Source organism: Streptomyces albireticuli (assembly GCF_021228125.1).
Taxonomy (GTDB): Bacteria; Actinomycetota; Actinomycetes; order Streptomycetales; family Streptomycetaceae; genus Streptomyces; species Streptomyces albireticuli.
Window position 1 is genome coordinate 218,772 of sequence record NZ_JAJQQS010000013.1, and the last position, 14,564, is coordinate 233,335.

The window sequence follows — 14,564 nt, forward strand, 5'->3', positions numbered from 1 at the left end:
GCCGGAGAATGGGGCCAGGTACCGCTCCTGGGTGGACCTGGCACCCCTGGGACGAGGTGGTCAGCGGAACCCGGGGCCGGGGTGACGGCGCCTACCGAGGGCCCTCGCCAGCTGCCGGAAGGGGCGGCTCCACAGGCGGTCCGACCTCCAGGACGGTCGCGGTGCCGGCGACCGGAGCGGACTCGTGCATGGTGAGGACGTCGCCCGGGGCGACGTGCCGCCACTGCGAGGGGGTCAGCGGCAGGAGCCGTACGAGGGCCGTTCCCCCGGGTGGCAGTTCCAGGGCGTTCTCCACCCAGAGGGAGGCGATATTCAGGGAGATCCCGCCGTCGGGCGCGCGATTGCCCACGTTCCACAACGGCCTCAGGACGCCGGCGCCCAATACGGGGAGAAGCCGCCCTGTCTCGGCGGCCGGCCGGAGCGTGAGCTCCGCCCGGAGGACGCCGCTACGGGTCTCGCCCCATCGCCACCAGCACCAGGCGCGGCTCCGCTCCAGCCGCAGCTCCTCGGCGGCCTCTGCCATCGACTTCCAGAAGCCCGTGGGAAGCGGATCGGTGCCGCGGAGTTCTTCCAGCAGGGTGAGGGCGATCTCCCACTGGTCGTGGGCGAGGTAGTCCCAGAGGTCGTCCGCGGTGAGGGTGTTGTCTGTGGGGGTGCCGTGGGGTGGCAGGAGGGAGGCGGCTTCCAGTAGTGCGAGGACGTCCATGAGGTGATTGTGGGGCACGGGCGGTGGGTGCGGGTGTCGGGCGGCGGGTCGGGGTACCGCTGCGCGGGGCCTTTTCCCCAGCCCCGCCCCTTCCCGAAACCGGGGAGATCCCCGGGCTCCCGTTCCGCGCTGCCGCGCGGTGGCCTCAAACGCCGGCCGGGCTGGATTTCGCCCGGTTCCGGGCAACCAGTCAGCCCGTCCGGGGGCACCTCCCAGCGGTAGCTGGGGGAGATTGAGGACCGGGGTCCGGGGCGGAGCCCCTCACGCGGCGGAGCCGCACATCGGATGCAGCGGGAAGGGGCGGGGCCGGGGAAAGAGCCCGCCGCAGGCGCCCGCACCCCACCCCGCACCCACGCCCACGCCCCCGCCCCACTCACCCGTACTCCGCCAACCGAGCCCGCACCCCCACCACCACCAGAACCCCGGCCACCCCCACCCCCGTCGCCGGAATCGCCGGCCACCCCGAGAGCTCGCCGCGCGCCCGTCCCGCCTCCGTGGTGAAGGTCGCCATGTGCCCGCCCGCCTCGGTGTCCAGCCTCGTGGCGAAGTCCCAGAAGTCGAAGGCGACGCGGCCGCGGCCGACCTCGGTGAGGACGACCGTGGCCTCCTCCAGCCGACCGGCCGCCCGCAGTCGCCGCAGCTTCCGGTCGTCCTCGCGGAAGTGGCCGTAGCGTGTGAGCAGTTCCCGGTGCGCGGCGCGGGCGGTGGAGCCGGTGGGGGCGAGCAGGGTGTCGAGGCGGCCGGTCAGGGCGTGGAACCTCGCGCTCTCCAGTGAGCCGACGGCCGTGTCGCGGACGAACCAGCGGCTCTCGGTGGCGGCGGCCTCCGCGGCGACCGCGCGGGCCTCGGCGAGGCGGGACCACGGCCGCAGCCCGTCCCGCCCGGCGGCCCGGAGCGCGTCGGCGGTCGAAAGGAGGGCCCAGGGGCCGGTGGCGGTGATCGCGACGACCGCGAGGGTGGCCGCGAGGAGGGGCGGGTTGAACACCCGGCCGTAGCGGCGGGCGAGCCGGTACTGGCAGAGCACCAGGACACCGGTCGCCGCCGCGCCCACCGCGCCGACCACGGCCGCGGCCCGCGTGGCGGCGCCGGCCGCGCGGCCTTCGAGTTCCGCCGCCCGCCGCTGGTAGTCCGCGGCGAGCGCGACGGCGCCGGGGAGCAGCTCGGTGTGCATGACCTGCCCAGCCTCCACGGAGAGCGTGACGGCGGTGGCGGGCGGGCGCCCGGCGAGGCGGTCGGCGGTCTGCTCGTCGACGTGGGCCGAGCGGCCGCTGAGGTCGTCGTAACGGCCCAGTCCGTCCAGCAGGGTGCGTACGCGCGGGCCTTCGGCGGGGTCGGCGGCCAGGCGTCGTAACAGGTCGCTCGCTTCCGTGCGGCGCTGCTGCGCGGTGAGCAGGGCGAGGACGCGGTTGCCGGCCTCGTACTCCTCCGCGGAGCGGCCGGGCGGGAGGACGGCCGGACGGTCCGCGGAATGGCCCGGCACCAGGGAGTTGGCCCGCTGGGCGTCGAGGTCGGCCAGGGCGAACCGGAGATCGGCGGCTGCCGTGGCCCGGCCGGCGACGACCTGGTGCAGCGCGGCGGCGTCGTCACGTACGGAGACGGTGCCCGTCACGACGACCGCGCAGAGCGCGGCGAGCACGACGAGCATGGCGAGAGCCTGCGCGCGCAGCCTGCCCGGCGCGGACAGGGTCCGCAGCCGTACCAGCGGCGTGCGCGGGCCCGGCCGGCGGCGCGCCGGGGGCGCTCCCGGGGCGGCCGGCGTCACCTCGGTCCGGAGCCCCGGCGACGGCGGTGCGGGGGCGGGGGCCGGTGACGCCTGAGACGTCGTCATACGGGGACGCTAGGGGCCGGCCGGAACAGGGACGTGGCATTCCCCTGCGCGTTCGATGGCCGAGGGGTGACGGGTGGGTGACGGCTCGGGCACGGGTGGGTGCGGCCGGGTGCGGGCGGTCCGGGGGAATCCCGGCCCGTCCGGCGCCCTGGCCCGCCGTCAGGGCCCGGCCGCGACGCCCGCCGTGCCGCGGATCAGGTCCGCCGCCTTCTCCGCGATCATGATCGTGGGCGCGTTGGTGTTGCCCCGTACGAGCGTCGGCATGACCGAGGCGTCGACGACCCGCAGCCCGCTCACCCCGTGCACCCGCAGTTCGTAGTCGACGACGGTGCCCATCGCGCAGGTGCCCGCCGGGTGGTAGAGGGTGTGCAGGGAGCGGCGGGCGTGGTCGAGGAGGTCGTGGTCGGAGTCCGAGCGAGGCACGAGGTGGTCGGCGCGCCGGTGGGCGCTCAGGGCGGGCCGGCCCGCGATGTCGAGCAGTATCCGCAGGGCGCGTACGGCCGTGGCGCGGTCCTCCTCCGTGGTGAGGTAGTTGTGCGTGATGCGCGGCTTGGCGCTGGGCATGGTGGACCGGAGGGTGACCTTGCCCCGGCTGGTGGCGTCGAGCAGGACGGCGCCGTGGCTGAAGGCGTGGGCGACGGGGACGCCGAGGCCCTCCTCGCCGAACATCGCCGGCATCGCGTGGAGCTGGATGTCCGGGGCGTCCAGCCCCTCGCGCGAGCGGAGGAAGCCGCCCGCCTCCCCCGCGTTGGAGGTGAGCGGTCCGCGGCCCTCGGACTCCAGCAGCGCGAAGTTCTCCGGGGTCTCCGCGGTCATCAGCGACTCGGTGTCGGTGAGGTGGATGAGGAGCACGTTGCCGTGGTCCTGGAGGTTCTCACCGACGGGGAGGTCCACGCGGGGTGTGATGCCGAGGGCTTCGAGCTCGGCGGCGACGCCGATGCCGGAGAGCATCAGCAGCTGCGGGGAGTTGTAGGCGCCCGCCGCGAGGACGACTTCCCGCTCGGCGCGCAGTTCGGCCGTGGCGCCGTGGCGCTCGACCTCGACGCCGACGGCCCGTTCGCCGGAGAAGAGCAGCCGGGTGCACCGGGCCTCGGAGAGCACCGTCAGGTTGGGCCGGTCCAGGGCGGGGCGCAGGTAGGCGTCGGCGGTGCTGCACCGCAGGCCGTCGCGCTGGGTGACGTCGTAGTAGCCGACGCCGTCCTGCTCGGGGCCGTTGAAGTCCGGGTTGAACGGGTGGCCCGCCTCGCGGGCGGCCTCCACGTAGGCCGTCATGAGCGGGCTGCGGGAGCGCCCTTCGCTGACGGTCAGCGGGCCGCCGGCCGCGTGCAGGGCGGAGACGCCGGCGTGGTGGTCCTCCGCGCGCAGGAAGTACGGGAGGACCTCGTCCCAGCTCCAGCCCTTGGCGCCGGCGTCGGACCAGCCGTCGTAGTCGCGGCGGTTGCCCCGGATGTAGATCATCGCGTTCATGGAGGACGAGCCGCCGAGCGTCCGGCCGCGCGGGAGGTAGGCGCGGCGGCCGTCCAGGCCCGGCTCGGGCTCCGTCACGTAGTCCCAGTCGTACTTGGTCCGGAACAGCTTGACCATCGCCGCCGGGACACGGATCTCCTGGGCGTCGTCGGGCGGTCCCGCCTCCACCAGCAGGACGCGGACGCCGGGATCCTCGGTCAGCCGGGCCGCCAGGACGCAGCCCGCCGAGCCCGCTCCCACCACGATGTAGTCATGGATAGCGTCGTGCATGGGCTTCCCCTCCCCGTCGGACGGTGTGCCGGCCGGTGCGGCATCCCAGGGCCGGACCATATTCGGGCAGGGGTGTGAACACAGCCGCTTACCGGCCAGCCGGGAGTCGGCGTTCGGCCATTCACGGGTCACCGGGCGGGTGATCGCTCGGGCGTTCGACGTGACATCCGGCCCGGGGATGCCGACCGGACGGTTCCGGCCACCGGAGCGGAGCGGTGGGAGGAGGTCCGGAGCGTACGCGGCGGGGCCCGGCGGACTGCCGGGCCCCGCCTCACCGCCGGTACCGGCCGCCGCTCAGGACCGCGCCGACTCCCGGCACTCGGGGTGGCCCCAGCCCTTCGCGTTCTTGCTGATGGACTCGCCGGCCGCGTACGAGCGACCGCAGACGCACCGGCCCGCGAACTTCGCGCTCAAGGTCTTGGACGTGCGCGAACCCCTGGCCGCCGCGGGCTTCCCCGCCCTCGGCGCGCCGGACCGGCCGCCCTTCGGGGCCTCGGTGCGCGCCGCCGGCACGGGCACGGCCCCGGCCCCGTGGGAGGTGCCCGCGGGCTCCTGGGACACGGCGGCGTCGCTGGCGGCCTGGTCGGCGATGGCGTTCAGGTGATCGCCGTCCACCTGGTGCGCCGGTACGTAGCGGAACTCCACCACGCGGCCGGCGAGCAGGGTGTCGATGCGGACGACGAGCTCCTGGTTGGCGACGGGCTTGCCGGCCGCCGTCTTCCAGCCGTTGCGCTTCCAGCCCGGCAGCCACTTGGTCACGGCGTTCATGGCGTACTGCGAGTCCATCCGCACCTCCAGGGGCACGGCCGGGTCGGTGGTCTCGAGCAGCCGCTCCAGTGCCGTGAGCTCCGCGACGTTGTTCGTGGCGCGGCCCAGCGGGCCCGCCTCCCAGCGCTCGGGGGTTCCGTGCGGGTCGGCTATGACCCAGGCCCAGGCGGCGGGCCCCGGGTTGCCCTTGGAAGCCCCGTCACAGGCGGCGATGATGCGATCAGACATGCACCGATGATCTCAGGTCCGGACCGTCCCCGGGGCCGCCGACGCCTGGGCGTCCGCCCGGCGCCGGTCCGAGGCCGCCCGTTCCGGGTCGCCCAGGTGGTCGGCGAGCCGGGCGCGGGCCCGCCAGTTGTACGGGCTCACCGGGCGCAGACCGGTGCGTTCGCTCAGCAGGGTGCGGGCCACGTCGGCCCGCCCGGCGCGCAGGGCCGCCTCCAGCAGGGTCCGCTGCACCGCGTCCCGCTGGGCGTGGCTGCCGCCGAAGGTGTGCAGGCGGTACCGGAGCGGGAGCAGGAGGTCCACCGCCTCGCCGTACCGGCCGCGGCCGTACGCGAGGAGCGCGCGGATCACCGGCAGTCCGACGTCGGCGGTCATCGCCGCGTTGGAGACCCCGGGGCCCGTGCCGGCCCGGAGCCAGTCCTCCCGGTCGCGGACGAGGCGCTCGGCCTCGGGGATCCGGCCGGCGCCGACGTAGGCCATGACGGCGTGGACGTCGTTGAAGGCGTAGTAGGCGCCGTCCCGCCGTCCGGCCCAGGCGTCGGCGAGCGCCGCCCAGCGGCCGCCGATGTCGGTGTCGGTCCCGGTGCCGGCCCTGGAGTCGGTTCCGGCGTCGGTCCCGGCCAGGTGGAGCCGCCACAGCAGGGCGGCCGCGTCCAGCAGCTCCATCGCCAGGCCGGCGGAGCCCTCGTGGTGCAGGGCCGCGTCGTAGATCTCCAGCGCCCGGTCCGTGCGGCCCGTCTCCAGCTGGTAGAGGGCGTAGTGCCACCAGTTGTGCACGCGCAGGTAGTTGCCCTCGGACCAGTCGCCGGTGCGGTCGTCGAGATAGCGGATGCCGTCCGCGAACCGGCCCTGCATCTCGTACGCGTGCACCACCGCGTGGATGCCCCACACGTCGCGCGGGTTGCGCTCGACGGCCTCCAGGCCCACCTGCTCGGACCGCCCGTAGTGGCCGGCCTCCTCCAGGCCGAAGGCGTACATGCCGAGGAGGTGCCCGTAGTGCGGGTCGTCCTCGCCCCAGGCGGACAGCGCCCCGCCGACGCGGTCGCGCAGCAGTTCGGCGTTGCCGGTGAAGAAGTCGATCTGGTGGCCGACGGCCAGGGCCAGCGCGTCGTGCGGGTGCGCCACGCCGATCTCGCCGAGGACGCGGCCGGCCCGGTGGAGGTCACCGGCCAGCCAGGAGGACACGGCCGCGACGTGCATGCGCTCGCGGGGCGTCACGGCGGCGAGGTCGGTCTCGCGGAGGAACCCGTCGAAGGACCGGCGGGCCCCGGCCGCGTCGCTCTCCTCCGTCCCGAGCAGGCCGAGGTAGGCGGTGAGGACGTGGGCCATGACCGAGCGCGGGGAGGCGCGGACGGCCGCCACGGCCTCGTCGCCCACCTGTTCGCGGAAGAAGAGCAGGTGGTCCAGCGCCGTCTCGTAATGCCGTACCGCGTCGGCGTCCGTGTACGTCATCGCCTGCGCGTGCCGGTCCGTTCCCACTCCGGTGCCTCCCCGTGCGGCCCGGCCGTCCCGATATCCGGTCGCGCCGCCCTCCGGGCCTCGCGGCGGCCCTTCATCCCTGCCCCCTCACCCGGTCCGGGATGCGGCCGGACCGCGTCACGGACGGGTGTGTTCGCGCCCCGGGCGCCCGGGCCGTGGTCCGCCGCGTGGTAGGTCCCGGCCGCGTGCCCGGGTCCTCCGGGAAGAACGGGCGCGCCGGGTCTGTTGACGGTGCGGCGAGTGCGGCGCGCGGGTCCACGCTCCGGCATGGGCGTGGACCCGCACGCCGCCCGCGGCCGTCGGACCCGCCCCGGAAGGACGCCCACCGTGCCGTACGCCTGGACCCCGGACGGGGTCCGCATCGCCTACCAGCTCCGTGGCACCGGGGCCCCGCTCGTCCTGCTGGCCGGCCAGGCCAACAGTCACCACTGGTGGGACGGGGTCCGCGACGACTTCCACGTCGCGCGCGGCACCCTCACGCTCGACTACCGGGGCACCGGTGGGAGCGACGAGGCCACGGACCCCGTCGGCACCCGGGACCTCGCCGGGGACGTGATCGCCGTGCTCGACGAGCTGGGCATCGAGCGGGCGGACGTCTACGGCACGTCCATGGGCGGGCGGGTGGCCCAGTGGGTGGCCGCCCTCCATCCGCGGCGGGTCCGCGCGCTCGTCCTCGGCTGCACCTCGCCGGGCGGCCGGCACGGTGTCGAGCGCGGCGACGACGTACGGCGGGCGCTGGCCCAGCCCGACCCGGCGAGGGCGCGGCGGGCCCTGCTGGAGACGATGTACACCCCGGAGTGGCTCGCGGCGCACCCCGGCCCTTTCGGCACGCTTGGCGACCCCGCCATGTCCGCCCTCGCCCGGCGCCGTCACCTGGCCGCGAGCCGTCGCCACGACGCGTGGGACGCGCTGCCCGGCATCCGCTCCCCCACGCTGGTGCTGCACGGCGGTGACGACGTCCTCAACCCGGCCGCGAACGCCCCGCTGCTCGCGGGCCGCGTCCCCGGGGCGAGGCACGCGTACTTCGAGGAGTTCCGCGCCACGGCGGGGCCGCTCGTGCTCGACTTCCTCGACCGGGCGCCGGGGGTCTGACGCGTCGGCCCTCCCTGGCGGGGAGGGTCCTGACGCGGCACGGCTCACACCGGTTCGGGCTGCGGCTCCGGTCGTCGTACCGGCGCGGCCTTCGGCTCCCACGCCCTGGTGGTCCGTACGTAGCCGTAGATCACCGAGGCCATCGCCAGGAGGAGAAGGGGGCCGGCCACCCACGGGTGCTCGGCCATCTCCACCGGGAGGTAGCGGTAGGACACCAGGAGCGCGGCGAAGACCGTCGTGCCGTAGGCGACCAGCCGGATCCCCGACCGGTCCCAGCCACGGTCGAAGGCGCGCATCGCCGCTTCGATCGTGAGCGCGAACACCACTCCGGCGACGAGGTCCACACCGTAGTGGTAGCCGAAGCCCAGCGTCGCGCAGAGCGTGGCGACCAGCCAGAACGCCCCCGCGGCACGCAGGAGCGGCGGGCCCTTGCGGGAGTGGATGAAGATCGTGGTGGCCCACGCCGTGTGCAGGCTGGGCATGCAGTTGCGCGGGGTGATCCCGTCGTACGGCACCGGGTGCGGGACGCCGATCGACAGCGGGGTGTGCGGCCACAGGTCGGCCACCGCCCACTCCGGGCCGCCGGTGCCGGAGGTGCCCGGGCCGTAGGCGAAGATCGGTCCGACCACAGGGAAGATCATGTAGATGGCGGGCCCGAGGAGGCCGATCACCAGGAAGGTGCGCACCAGGTGGTGCCTCGGGAAGCGGCGCTCGGCCGCCACGTTGCGGAGCTGGTACAGCGCGACGACGATCGCGGCCACCGCGAGCTGCGCGTAGACGACGTCGAGGAGGTGGGTGCCGACCGGGCCGGTGGCCTGGAGGAGCCGGCCCGCCACCCACGAGGGGTTGCCCAGTGCGTGATCGGCGGTCGCCAGGTACGGGTCGAGCACCTCCGGGCGGGTCTTCGCCGTGATGAGCAGCCAGCTGTCGCCGGTCTTGCGGCCGGCCACCAGCAGCAGGCCCAGACCGACGCCCTTCAGCAGGAGGACGCGTTCCTTGCCGGTGCGGCGCGTGACGGCGATGACCGCGCAGCCCAGGATCACCCACAGCGCGCCGTTGCCGAAGAAGTGGCCTTCGGGCGTCTCGGCGCCGATCGCCCGGCGCACCAGCACGAAGACGATGTCGATGCCGATCGCGGCGCCGAGGGCGATGAACCGTTGCCGCCAGGTGAGCACCACCATCATCAACGCCATGCCGGCGTACAGCGGGCCCGGTTTGGGGGCGAAGATCACCTCTCGGACCTGGGTGGTCAGCGGCCCTGGCTGGCCGGTGCTGCGACGTGCGATGATCTCCAGCGCGACGAGGAATCCGAGAGCCACGGCACTCGCCGTGGCCCACAGGATCACCCGTGGCCGACGCCACGCGGCGAACTTGGTTCTGCAGCTTATTCGCGAAAACACCCTCGATACTATAGGTATCAAATCATTGACTGATTTATTGGGTGTTGATCGAAGACGTCACGCTTCGTTCCGGGTGCGCCGTCGCCGCGGGTGTCAGCGGTGGTCACGGTGGTCACCGCGGGGCGGGACCGCCGCTACTCGGCGACCGCCTCGACGATCGTGGTCGGGGACGGGGTGGGGACGACCCGGGTGCGGCGCAGACCGGCCCGTGACAGCAGGGCGTCCAGTTCCTCGATGTCGCGTTCCGCGCTGTCGAACAGCGTCATCATGGCCAGGTCCAGGGCCTTGCCGGGGTGCGGGTCGTTGCCCGGCGGTATCAGGGCGTCGATGACGAGCAGACGGCTTCCGGGGGCCATGGCCGAGCGGCAGGAGCGCAGGATCCGTGAGGCGTCGGTGTCGTCCCAGTCGTGCAGGATCTGCTTGAGGACGTACAGGTCGCCTCCGGCGGGGACGGCGTCGAAGAAGTCACCGGCCTCGACGCGTCGGCGGCCCGCCAGGTGCGGGGCGTCCAGGATGTGGTCACCGGTGGTGACCCCGCGGTCGAAGAGGACGCCGTGGAGGCCCGGGTGGCGTTCGAGGATCTCCCGGAGGAGTCCGCCCCGACCGCCGCCGACATCGACGACGGTGCCGGTGGCGGGGAAGTCGTAGACCTCCGCCACGAGCGCGTCGGCGGGCGCGGAGAAGGCGGCCATCCCGGCGTCGAAGACCTCGCGGGCGGCGGCGTCGGACTCCAGGTAGGCGAAGTACGGGGCGCCGTGGAAGCGGGCGAAGGACGGCTCGCCGGTCCGTACCGTCTCCGTGAGCCCGCCCGAGGTCCGCCGGTACATATCGTCCGTGATCATGACGATGCCGGGGTGCTGGGAGCCGGGCACGCCGGTGCGTAGCAGGGCCGCGGCGGGCGTGAGGTGGAAGGCGCCCTCGTGGTCCTCGCGGAAGACGCCGCGTGAGGCGAGGAACGTGAGGACGCGGCCCAGGTGGGTGCCGCGGGCCCCGGTGCGGCGGCCCAGCTCGTCCGGGTGGAGCGGCCCGTCGGCGAGGTGGTCGGCGATGCGGAGGTCGACGGCGGTGCGCAGGGCCGCCGACGCCAGATGGCCCAGGGCCATGTCGACCAGCAGTGCGGCGTCGGCCGCGGTGGTGGTGGCTGTGTCCGCGGGGTTCATGGGTGTCAGCCCTCCAGTCTCAGGTCTGCCAGGTAGGTGGGCCAGGCCGTCGAGTCGTCCTGGTGGACGGCGTGCACGGTCCACGGGGTGCCGTGCGTGACCTCGTCCAGCCGGCCGGGCGGGCAGAACAGGAAGTCGAACCACTCGGTGGCGGCCGTGCGGTGGCGTACCCGCATGCGGACGAACTCCTCGCCGCTGTGGGCGCGGGCGGTGTGCACCCCCTGCGGCGCCAGGGGGTCGGCCCCGGCCGCCTCGGCGAAGGCCATGTTGGTGCCGAGCAGGCGGGCGCCGGGGCGGGCGTGCCGGGCCAGGCCCTCCAGGACCCCTCGGCTGTGCTCCTGGTCGCCGAGCAGCCCCAGGTTGGCCCCGAGCATCAGGAAGGTGTCGAACGTGCCCAGGTCGTCGGGGAGTTCCGCGACCGACGCCACGTGCGCCTCGACGCCGCGCAGCCGTGCCACCTCGACGCCGCCGCGGGAGGTGTCGATGCCCACGACGTCCTTGCCGGCCCGGGCCAGCACGGAGCTGTGGCGGCCGGGGCCGCAGCCGATGTCCAGGATGCGACCGGTGGCGTACTCGCAGGCCATCCGGTCCACCGGCAGCCAGGTGTCGGGGCCGTGGAAGTAGTTCACGGCGTCCTCGGCGTAGATGTAGCCGTCGTCCATCTCGTAGACGAGGTGGGTGACGCCGGGCCGGGCGCCGCTCTCGTGGACGCAGCGGTAGGCGTCGCCGAACGGGTCGTCGGTGGTGGTCATCGGTGCCGCTCCTCAGTGGCCGGCCCGCACGCGGCGTGACGCGGCGTTCGAGGGCGGTCCAGGTATCCGGTGGACAGGAAGTGATGCGGACGGCGGTCGGGCGGCCGCGCGCCGGCCGGGGGCGCTTCGGCCCACCGCCGGGACGGCCTCGGCGTCCCCTCAGCCGGGTGGAGGGGACGGTGCCTTCCGGAGTGGTACGGCGTCCCCTCCCCTGGTGATCGTCGATCATCACAGGGGCATACTCACCGGCCGCGAACCGGACATTCCCTAGTCTTACGCCGCACACCCCCGCCAGGCGTACGGGCGCTTCCCCGAGGCTCCTTCGGTCCGGAGCCGGACCCCGGCCGCCCCCGGCCGCTCCTGGACGAGCCGTCGCGCGCCGCGCCTCACGGGTTGGTCTTGATCTCCTTCATGGTCAGGTGGGATTCGAGGCTGCGGACGGCGGGCAGGCAGCTGAGCTTGCCGGTGAGGAAGGCTTCGTATGCGGCGTGGTCGGCCACGGCGACGCGGATGAAGTAGTCGGGGCGCCCGTACATGCGGCGGAACTCGACGACCTCCTCGTAGGAGGCCACGGTGTCCTCGAACTCCTCGAAGCTCTTGCGGTCCTGGGCGTAGATCTCGACGTCGACGAGGACCTCCAGCCCACGGCCCATGGCCTCGGGGTCGACGACGGCCCGGTACCCGGCGATGACGCCGGACTCCTCCAGCCGCTTGACCCGGCGCAGGCAGGGCGGCGGCGTCAGGCCGACCCGCTTGGCCAGTTCGACGTTGGTCAGCCGCCCGTCGCGACGGAGGTGGAACAAAATTTCACGATCGACATTATCGAGGCTCACTTCATTGCTCACATGACCATCGTAGAGCGGTGAGCAGCAACCAAATGAGGCGGGATTCTTCCTAAAATTTCCTCATGCACATAAGCCCTGCCGCTACTGAGGGCCGTCCTCGGCCCACACCCGTCCCCCCGCCCGCCGAACCGCCCACCGAGCCGCTCGCCGAGCCGTCCGCGGTGCGCGCGGCGCTCAAGGACTCCGCGGGCGCCGGTCTGGCATTCGTCCCGCTCGGTCTCGCCTTCGGGGCGCTCGTGACCCATTCGGGCCTGGACTGGTGGTGGGCGGGGCTGTCCGCGACACTCGCCTTCGGCGGATCGTTCGAGTTCCTGCTCATCGGCATGGTCACGGCCGCGGCCCCGCTGGCGGCGATCGCGGCGTCCGCGTTCATGGTGAACGTCCGGCACGTCTTCTACGCGCTGTCCTTCCCCCTGCACCGCGTGCCCGGCCGCCTCGGCAAGACGTACGCCACCTTCGCGCTGTGCGACGAGGTCTACGCGCTGTCCACCGCGAAGCAGGCCCGCTCCTGGTCCGGCCGGCGCATCCTGTGGCTACAGCTCCTGCTGCACCTGTACTGGGCGGGCAGCGCGGTGGCCGGAGCCCTGCTCGGCTCCCTCATACCGGACGGCGTCACCGGCCTGGACTTCGCCCTCACCGCCATGTTCACCGTCCTCGCCCTCGACGCCGTCCGGGACCTGCGCGGCGACCTGCCCACCCCCGCGCTCGCCCTGCTCAGCGCCCTGGCCGCGCGGCTCCTGTTCCCCGGTCAGATGCTCCTGGCCGCCTTCGCCCTGTTCACCGCCGCCCTCCTGGCCCGCCACCTCGTCACCGGCAGGAAGCCCACCCATGTCTGACCCGCGCTACGCCGTCGCCGCCGTCCTCGTCGCCGCCGCCGTCACCTGGGGCCTGCGGGCCCTCCCCTTCGCCGTGCTCACACCGCTGCGCTCCAGCCGCACCGTGCAGTACCTCAGCACCCGCATACCCGCCGGCGTCATGGTGATCCTGCTCGCCTACTGCCTGCGCGACCTGCCCGTCACCCACGCGCGCTCCCTGGCCCCGCTGATCGCCCTCGCCGTCACCGTCGGCCTGCACCTGTGGCGCCGCAACGCACTGCTGAGCATCCTCGCCGGCACGGCCGTCCACGTGACCCTGGCCAGCACGCTCTTCGCCCCTTGACGGAAGCGGGCGGCCGGCCCCGGGCAGGTCAGGCCGGATGGTGGTCGGGGACGGCGTTGAGCTCGATGCCGTGCTCCAGAAGGGCCTTCATCGCGCACAGAGCGGTGGTGAAGCCCCCGACGGTGTCATTGACCCAGCGGACGGCGTCGTCCCCCGACCCTTGGAAACCGGTCTCGGTGGCCTCGACGAACGTGGCCCCGGCCGTGTGCGGGGTGAACTTCAGCTCGACCGCGGTCGGCTGCTCGTAGTTACCCCACTCGAACCGGATCAGACCGCCTTCCCGCACCTCCTCGACCCGGACGTCGACCGATACCCCGTACGTCTCCCATTCCCAGCGCAGCTCGGCCCCCGCGACCATCGGGCCACTGCTCCCGCTGTACCAGAACCGCGAGGTGAGGGCCGGATCGACGAAGGCCCGGAAGGCCTCCTCGGGGGGCTTGCGAATGATCATGCAGGCGTACGCGGCGGGGGTTCGCGTGAGGTGAAGTCTCTCCATAGGCAGGATCATGCCCCTAGGCGACGCGCGCCGCCCGCTCCGTCGCGGACGGGGAGCTCGACCCAGGCGTCGGGGGGCCCGATTATCGCGCGTGCGTCGGTGGGGCGCAGTCCCACCCAGGCGCAGGCATGGGCTACGGCGTGATGCCGGTGGAGGTAGGCGAGGAGAACGTCCTCGGATGTGAGCGTGTCGTACGGGTCGGGCCCGCCTCCGGGGTGGAGGTCCCCTCCTTCGACGACGCCGTCGCGGACGAGGCTGCCCTGGTTGCCGCTCTTGGCGTTGGCGTACATGCCGTAGCAGACCGTGCCGACGGACAGCCGCTCCTGCACGCCGGGCATCTGCGGCGCGTATCCCCAGGGCTGGGTGACGACGCAGCCACCGGGCACGGTGGTCACACCGACGATCCGCATCTCCGCGTCGACCTCACGCGCCGCCCAGGGATCTTCCCACAACGGGCGCATCCTGCTGTCCTCGACCGGCGTGGCCTCCAGGCGGCGTATCGCTTCCGGGCCGTCGATGTCGGCCACGCAGGCCAGGCCCAGGCCCTCGCCGTGGAGCTCTCCCAGGGCGGCGCGGAGCCGTTCGGCCTCGAGCACCACCGCGCGCTCGGCGGCGGTCAGCCCCGGTTCCCCCTCCGGGAGCGCGAACAGCTCCGGCGTGGGTCCGGCCAGGCTGAGCCGCCCCGGCGACCAGCCCCCGAGTACGGGGCGCCACGGGTCGGCTCCGTCGGCCACGAGCTCTGCCACGAACTCGGGCTGATCCTCCATCAGGACTTCCCACAAGGCGGTCGTCCCGTCCTCCGCCCCGTCATCGTCCAGAAGGTGGCCGAACGATTCCGGGATGCCCGCCCCGTCGACGCCGCCCCCACTGTCCACTCGCGCTGCCATGCCGCCCCCACTCCCGTGCTCGTCGAGCGGC

14 protein-coding genes are annotated in these 14,564 nt (G+C 73.8%); 3 read left to right on the forward strand and 11 right to left on the reverse strand.

Going from position 1 to position 14,564, the window contains the following annotated elements; genetic code table 11:
* Positions 1-91: 91 nt before the first annotated feature.
* The 5 genes from LUZ64_RS23705 to LUZ64_RS23725 form a co-directional block, all read right to left on the reverse strand.
* Positions 92-706 carry a hypothetical protein gene (locus tag LUZ64_RS23705; protein ID WP_095585234.1) on the reverse strand — a complete coding sequence of 205 codons (615 nt, stop codon included), beginning with the start codon at positions 704-706 and terminating at the stop codon, positions 92-94.
* A 373-nt stretch (positions 707-1,079) separates the two neighbouring features.
* Positions 1,080-2,534 (reverse strand): hypothetical protein, encoded by a 1,455-nt coding sequence (locus LUZ64_RS23710; RefSeq protein ID WP_232390351.1) that lies wholly within the window; start codon positions 2,532-2,534, stop codon positions 1,080-1,082.
* Positions 2,535-2,693: 159 nt separating this feature from the next.
* Positions 2,694-4,271 carry a GMC family oxidoreductase gene (locus LUZ64_RS23715; RefSeq protein ID WP_095580698.1) on the reverse strand — a complete coding sequence of 526 codons (1,578 nt, stop codon included), beginning with the start codon at positions 4,269-4,271 and terminating at the stop codon, positions 2,694-2,696.
* A 294-nt stretch (positions 4,272-4,565) separates the two neighbouring features.
* Positions 4,566-5,267, reverse strand: a complete 702-nt coding sequence (locus LUZ64_RS23720) for a ribonuclease H family protein (RefSeq protein WP_095580700.1) — start codon at positions 5,265-5,267, stop codon at positions 4,566-4,568.
* Positions 5,268-5,279: 12 nt separating this feature from the next.
* Positions 5,280-6,743 (reverse strand): tetratricopeptide repeat protein, encoded by a 1,464-nt coding sequence (locus LUZ64_RS23725; protein WP_095580702.1) that lies wholly within the window; start codon positions 6,741-6,743, stop codon positions 5,280-5,282.
* Between the two features lie 327 nt (positions 6,744-7,070).
* Here LUZ64_RS23725 and LUZ64_RS23730 point away from each other — a divergent pair, with 327 nt between their 5' ends.
* Positions 7,071-7,835, forward strand: coding sequence for an alpha/beta fold hydrolase (locus tag LUZ64_RS23730; protein ID WP_095580704.1), 765 nt, complete (start codon positions 7,071-7,073; stop codon positions 7,833-7,835).
* Between the two features lie 44 nt (positions 7,836-7,879).
* Here LUZ64_RS23730 and LUZ64_RS23735 read toward each other — a convergent pair whose 3' ends face one another.
* The 4 genes from LUZ64_RS23735 to LUZ64_RS23750 all read right to left on the reverse strand — a co-directional run bounded on the left by LUZ64_RS23735 (position 7,880) and on the right by LUZ64_RS23750 (position 11,992).
* Positions 7,880-9,235 (reverse strand): phosphatase PAP2 family protein, encoded by a 1,356-nt coding sequence (locus LUZ64_RS23735; protein ID WP_095580706.1) that lies wholly within the window; start codon positions 9,233-9,235, stop codon positions 7,880-7,882.
* Positions 9,236-9,369: 134 nt separating this feature from the next.
* The gene (locus LUZ64_RS23740; RefSeq protein WP_095580708.1) at positions 9,370-10,395 is read right to left on the reverse strand and encodes a methyltransferase; all 1,026 of its coding nucleotides are present in this window, start codon (positions 10,393-10,395) and stop codon (positions 9,370-9,372) included.
* A gap of 5 nt (positions 10,396-10,400) precedes the next feature.
* Positions 10,401-11,147 carry a class I SAM-dependent methyltransferase gene (locus tag LUZ64_RS23745; RefSeq protein ID WP_095580710.1) on the reverse strand — a complete coding sequence of 249 codons (747 nt, stop codon included), beginning with the start codon at positions 11,145-11,147 and terminating at the stop codon, positions 10,401-10,403.
* 386 nt (positions 11,148-11,533) lie between these two features.
* Entirely contained in the window at positions 11,534-11,992 is a 459-nt protein-coding gene (locus LUZ64_RS23750) for an Lrp/AsnC family transcriptional regulator (RefSeq protein WP_095580712.1), read from the reverse strand.
* Positions 11,993-12,054: 62 nt separating this feature from the next.
* Here LUZ64_RS23750 and LUZ64_RS23755 point away from each other — a divergent pair, with 62 nt between their 5' ends.
* Both LUZ64_RS23755 and LUZ64_RS23760 read left to right on the forward strand, forming a co-directional pair.
* The gene (locus tag LUZ64_RS23755) at positions 12,055-12,828 is read left to right on the forward strand and encodes an AzlC family ABC transporter permease (RefSeq protein ID WP_095580714.1); all 774 of its coding nucleotides are present in this window, start codon (positions 12,055-12,057) and stop codon (positions 12,826-12,828) included.
* Positions 12,821-13,150 carry a branched-chain amino acid transporter permease gene (locus LUZ64_RS23760; RefSeq protein WP_095580716.1) on the forward strand — a complete coding sequence of 110 codons (330 nt, stop codon included), beginning with the start codon at positions 12,821-12,823 and terminating at the stop codon, positions 13,148-13,150. The genes LUZ64_RS23755 and LUZ64_RS23760 overlap by 8 nt, the downstream gene beginning before the upstream one ends.
* A 28-nt stretch (positions 13,151-13,178) precedes the next feature.
* Here LUZ64_RS23760 and LUZ64_RS23765 read toward each other — a convergent pair whose 3' ends face one another.
* Positions 13,179-13,646 carry an SRPBCC family protein gene (locus LUZ64_RS23765; RefSeq protein ID WP_095580718.1) on the reverse strand — a complete coding sequence of 156 codons (468 nt, stop codon included), beginning with the start codon at positions 13,644-13,646 and terminating at the stop codon, positions 13,179-13,181.
* Positions 13,647-13,654: 8 nt separating this feature from the next.
* Positions 13,655-14,533, reverse strand: coding sequence for an ankyrin repeat domain-containing protein (locus LUZ64_RS23770; RefSeq protein WP_232390352.1), 879 nt, complete (start codon positions 14,531-14,533; stop codon positions 13,655-13,657).
* Positions 14,534-14,564: the final 31 nt, after the last annotated feature.

Coding starts and splice junctions, on each gene's coding strand:
- LUZ64_RS23705 (WP_095585234.1), bottom strand. CDS start 706: ATGGACGTCCTCGCACTACTGGAAGCCGCCTCCCTCCTGCCACCCCAC.
- LUZ64_RS23710 (WP_232390351.1), bottom strand. CDS start 2,534: ATGACGACGTCTCAGGCGTCACCGGCCCCCGCCCCCGCACCGCCGTCG.
- LUZ64_RS23715 (WP_095580698.1), bottom strand. CDS start 4,271: ATGCACGACGCTATCCATGACTACATCGTGGTGGGAGCGGGCTCGGCG.
- LUZ64_RS23720 (WP_095580700.1), bottom strand. CDS start 5,267: ATGTCTGATCGCATCATCGCCGCCTGTGACGGGGCTTCCAAGGGCAAC.
- LUZ64_RS23740 (WP_095580708.1), bottom strand. CDS start 10,395: ATGAACCCCGCGGACACAGCCACCACCACCGCGGCCGACGCCGCACTG.
- LUZ64_RS23745 (WP_095580710.1), bottom strand. CDS start 11,147: ATGACCACCACCGACGACCCGTTCGGCGACGCCTACCGCTGCGTCCAC.
- LUZ64_RS23755 (WP_095580714.1), top strand. CDS start 12,055: ATGCACATAAGCCCTGCCGCTACTGAGGGCCGTCCTCGGCCCACACCC.
- LUZ64_RS23760 (WP_095580716.1), top strand. CDS start 12,821: ATGTCTGACCCGCGCTACGCCGTCGCCGCCGTCCTCGTCGCCGCCGCC.
- LUZ64_RS23765 (WP_095580718.1), bottom strand. CDS start 13,646: ATGGAGAGACTTCACCTCACGCGAACCCCCGCCGCGTACGCCTGCATG.
- LUZ64_RS23770 (WP_232390352.1), bottom strand. CDS start 14,533: ATGGCAGCGCGAGTGGACAGTGGGGGCGGCGTCGACGGGGCGGGCATC.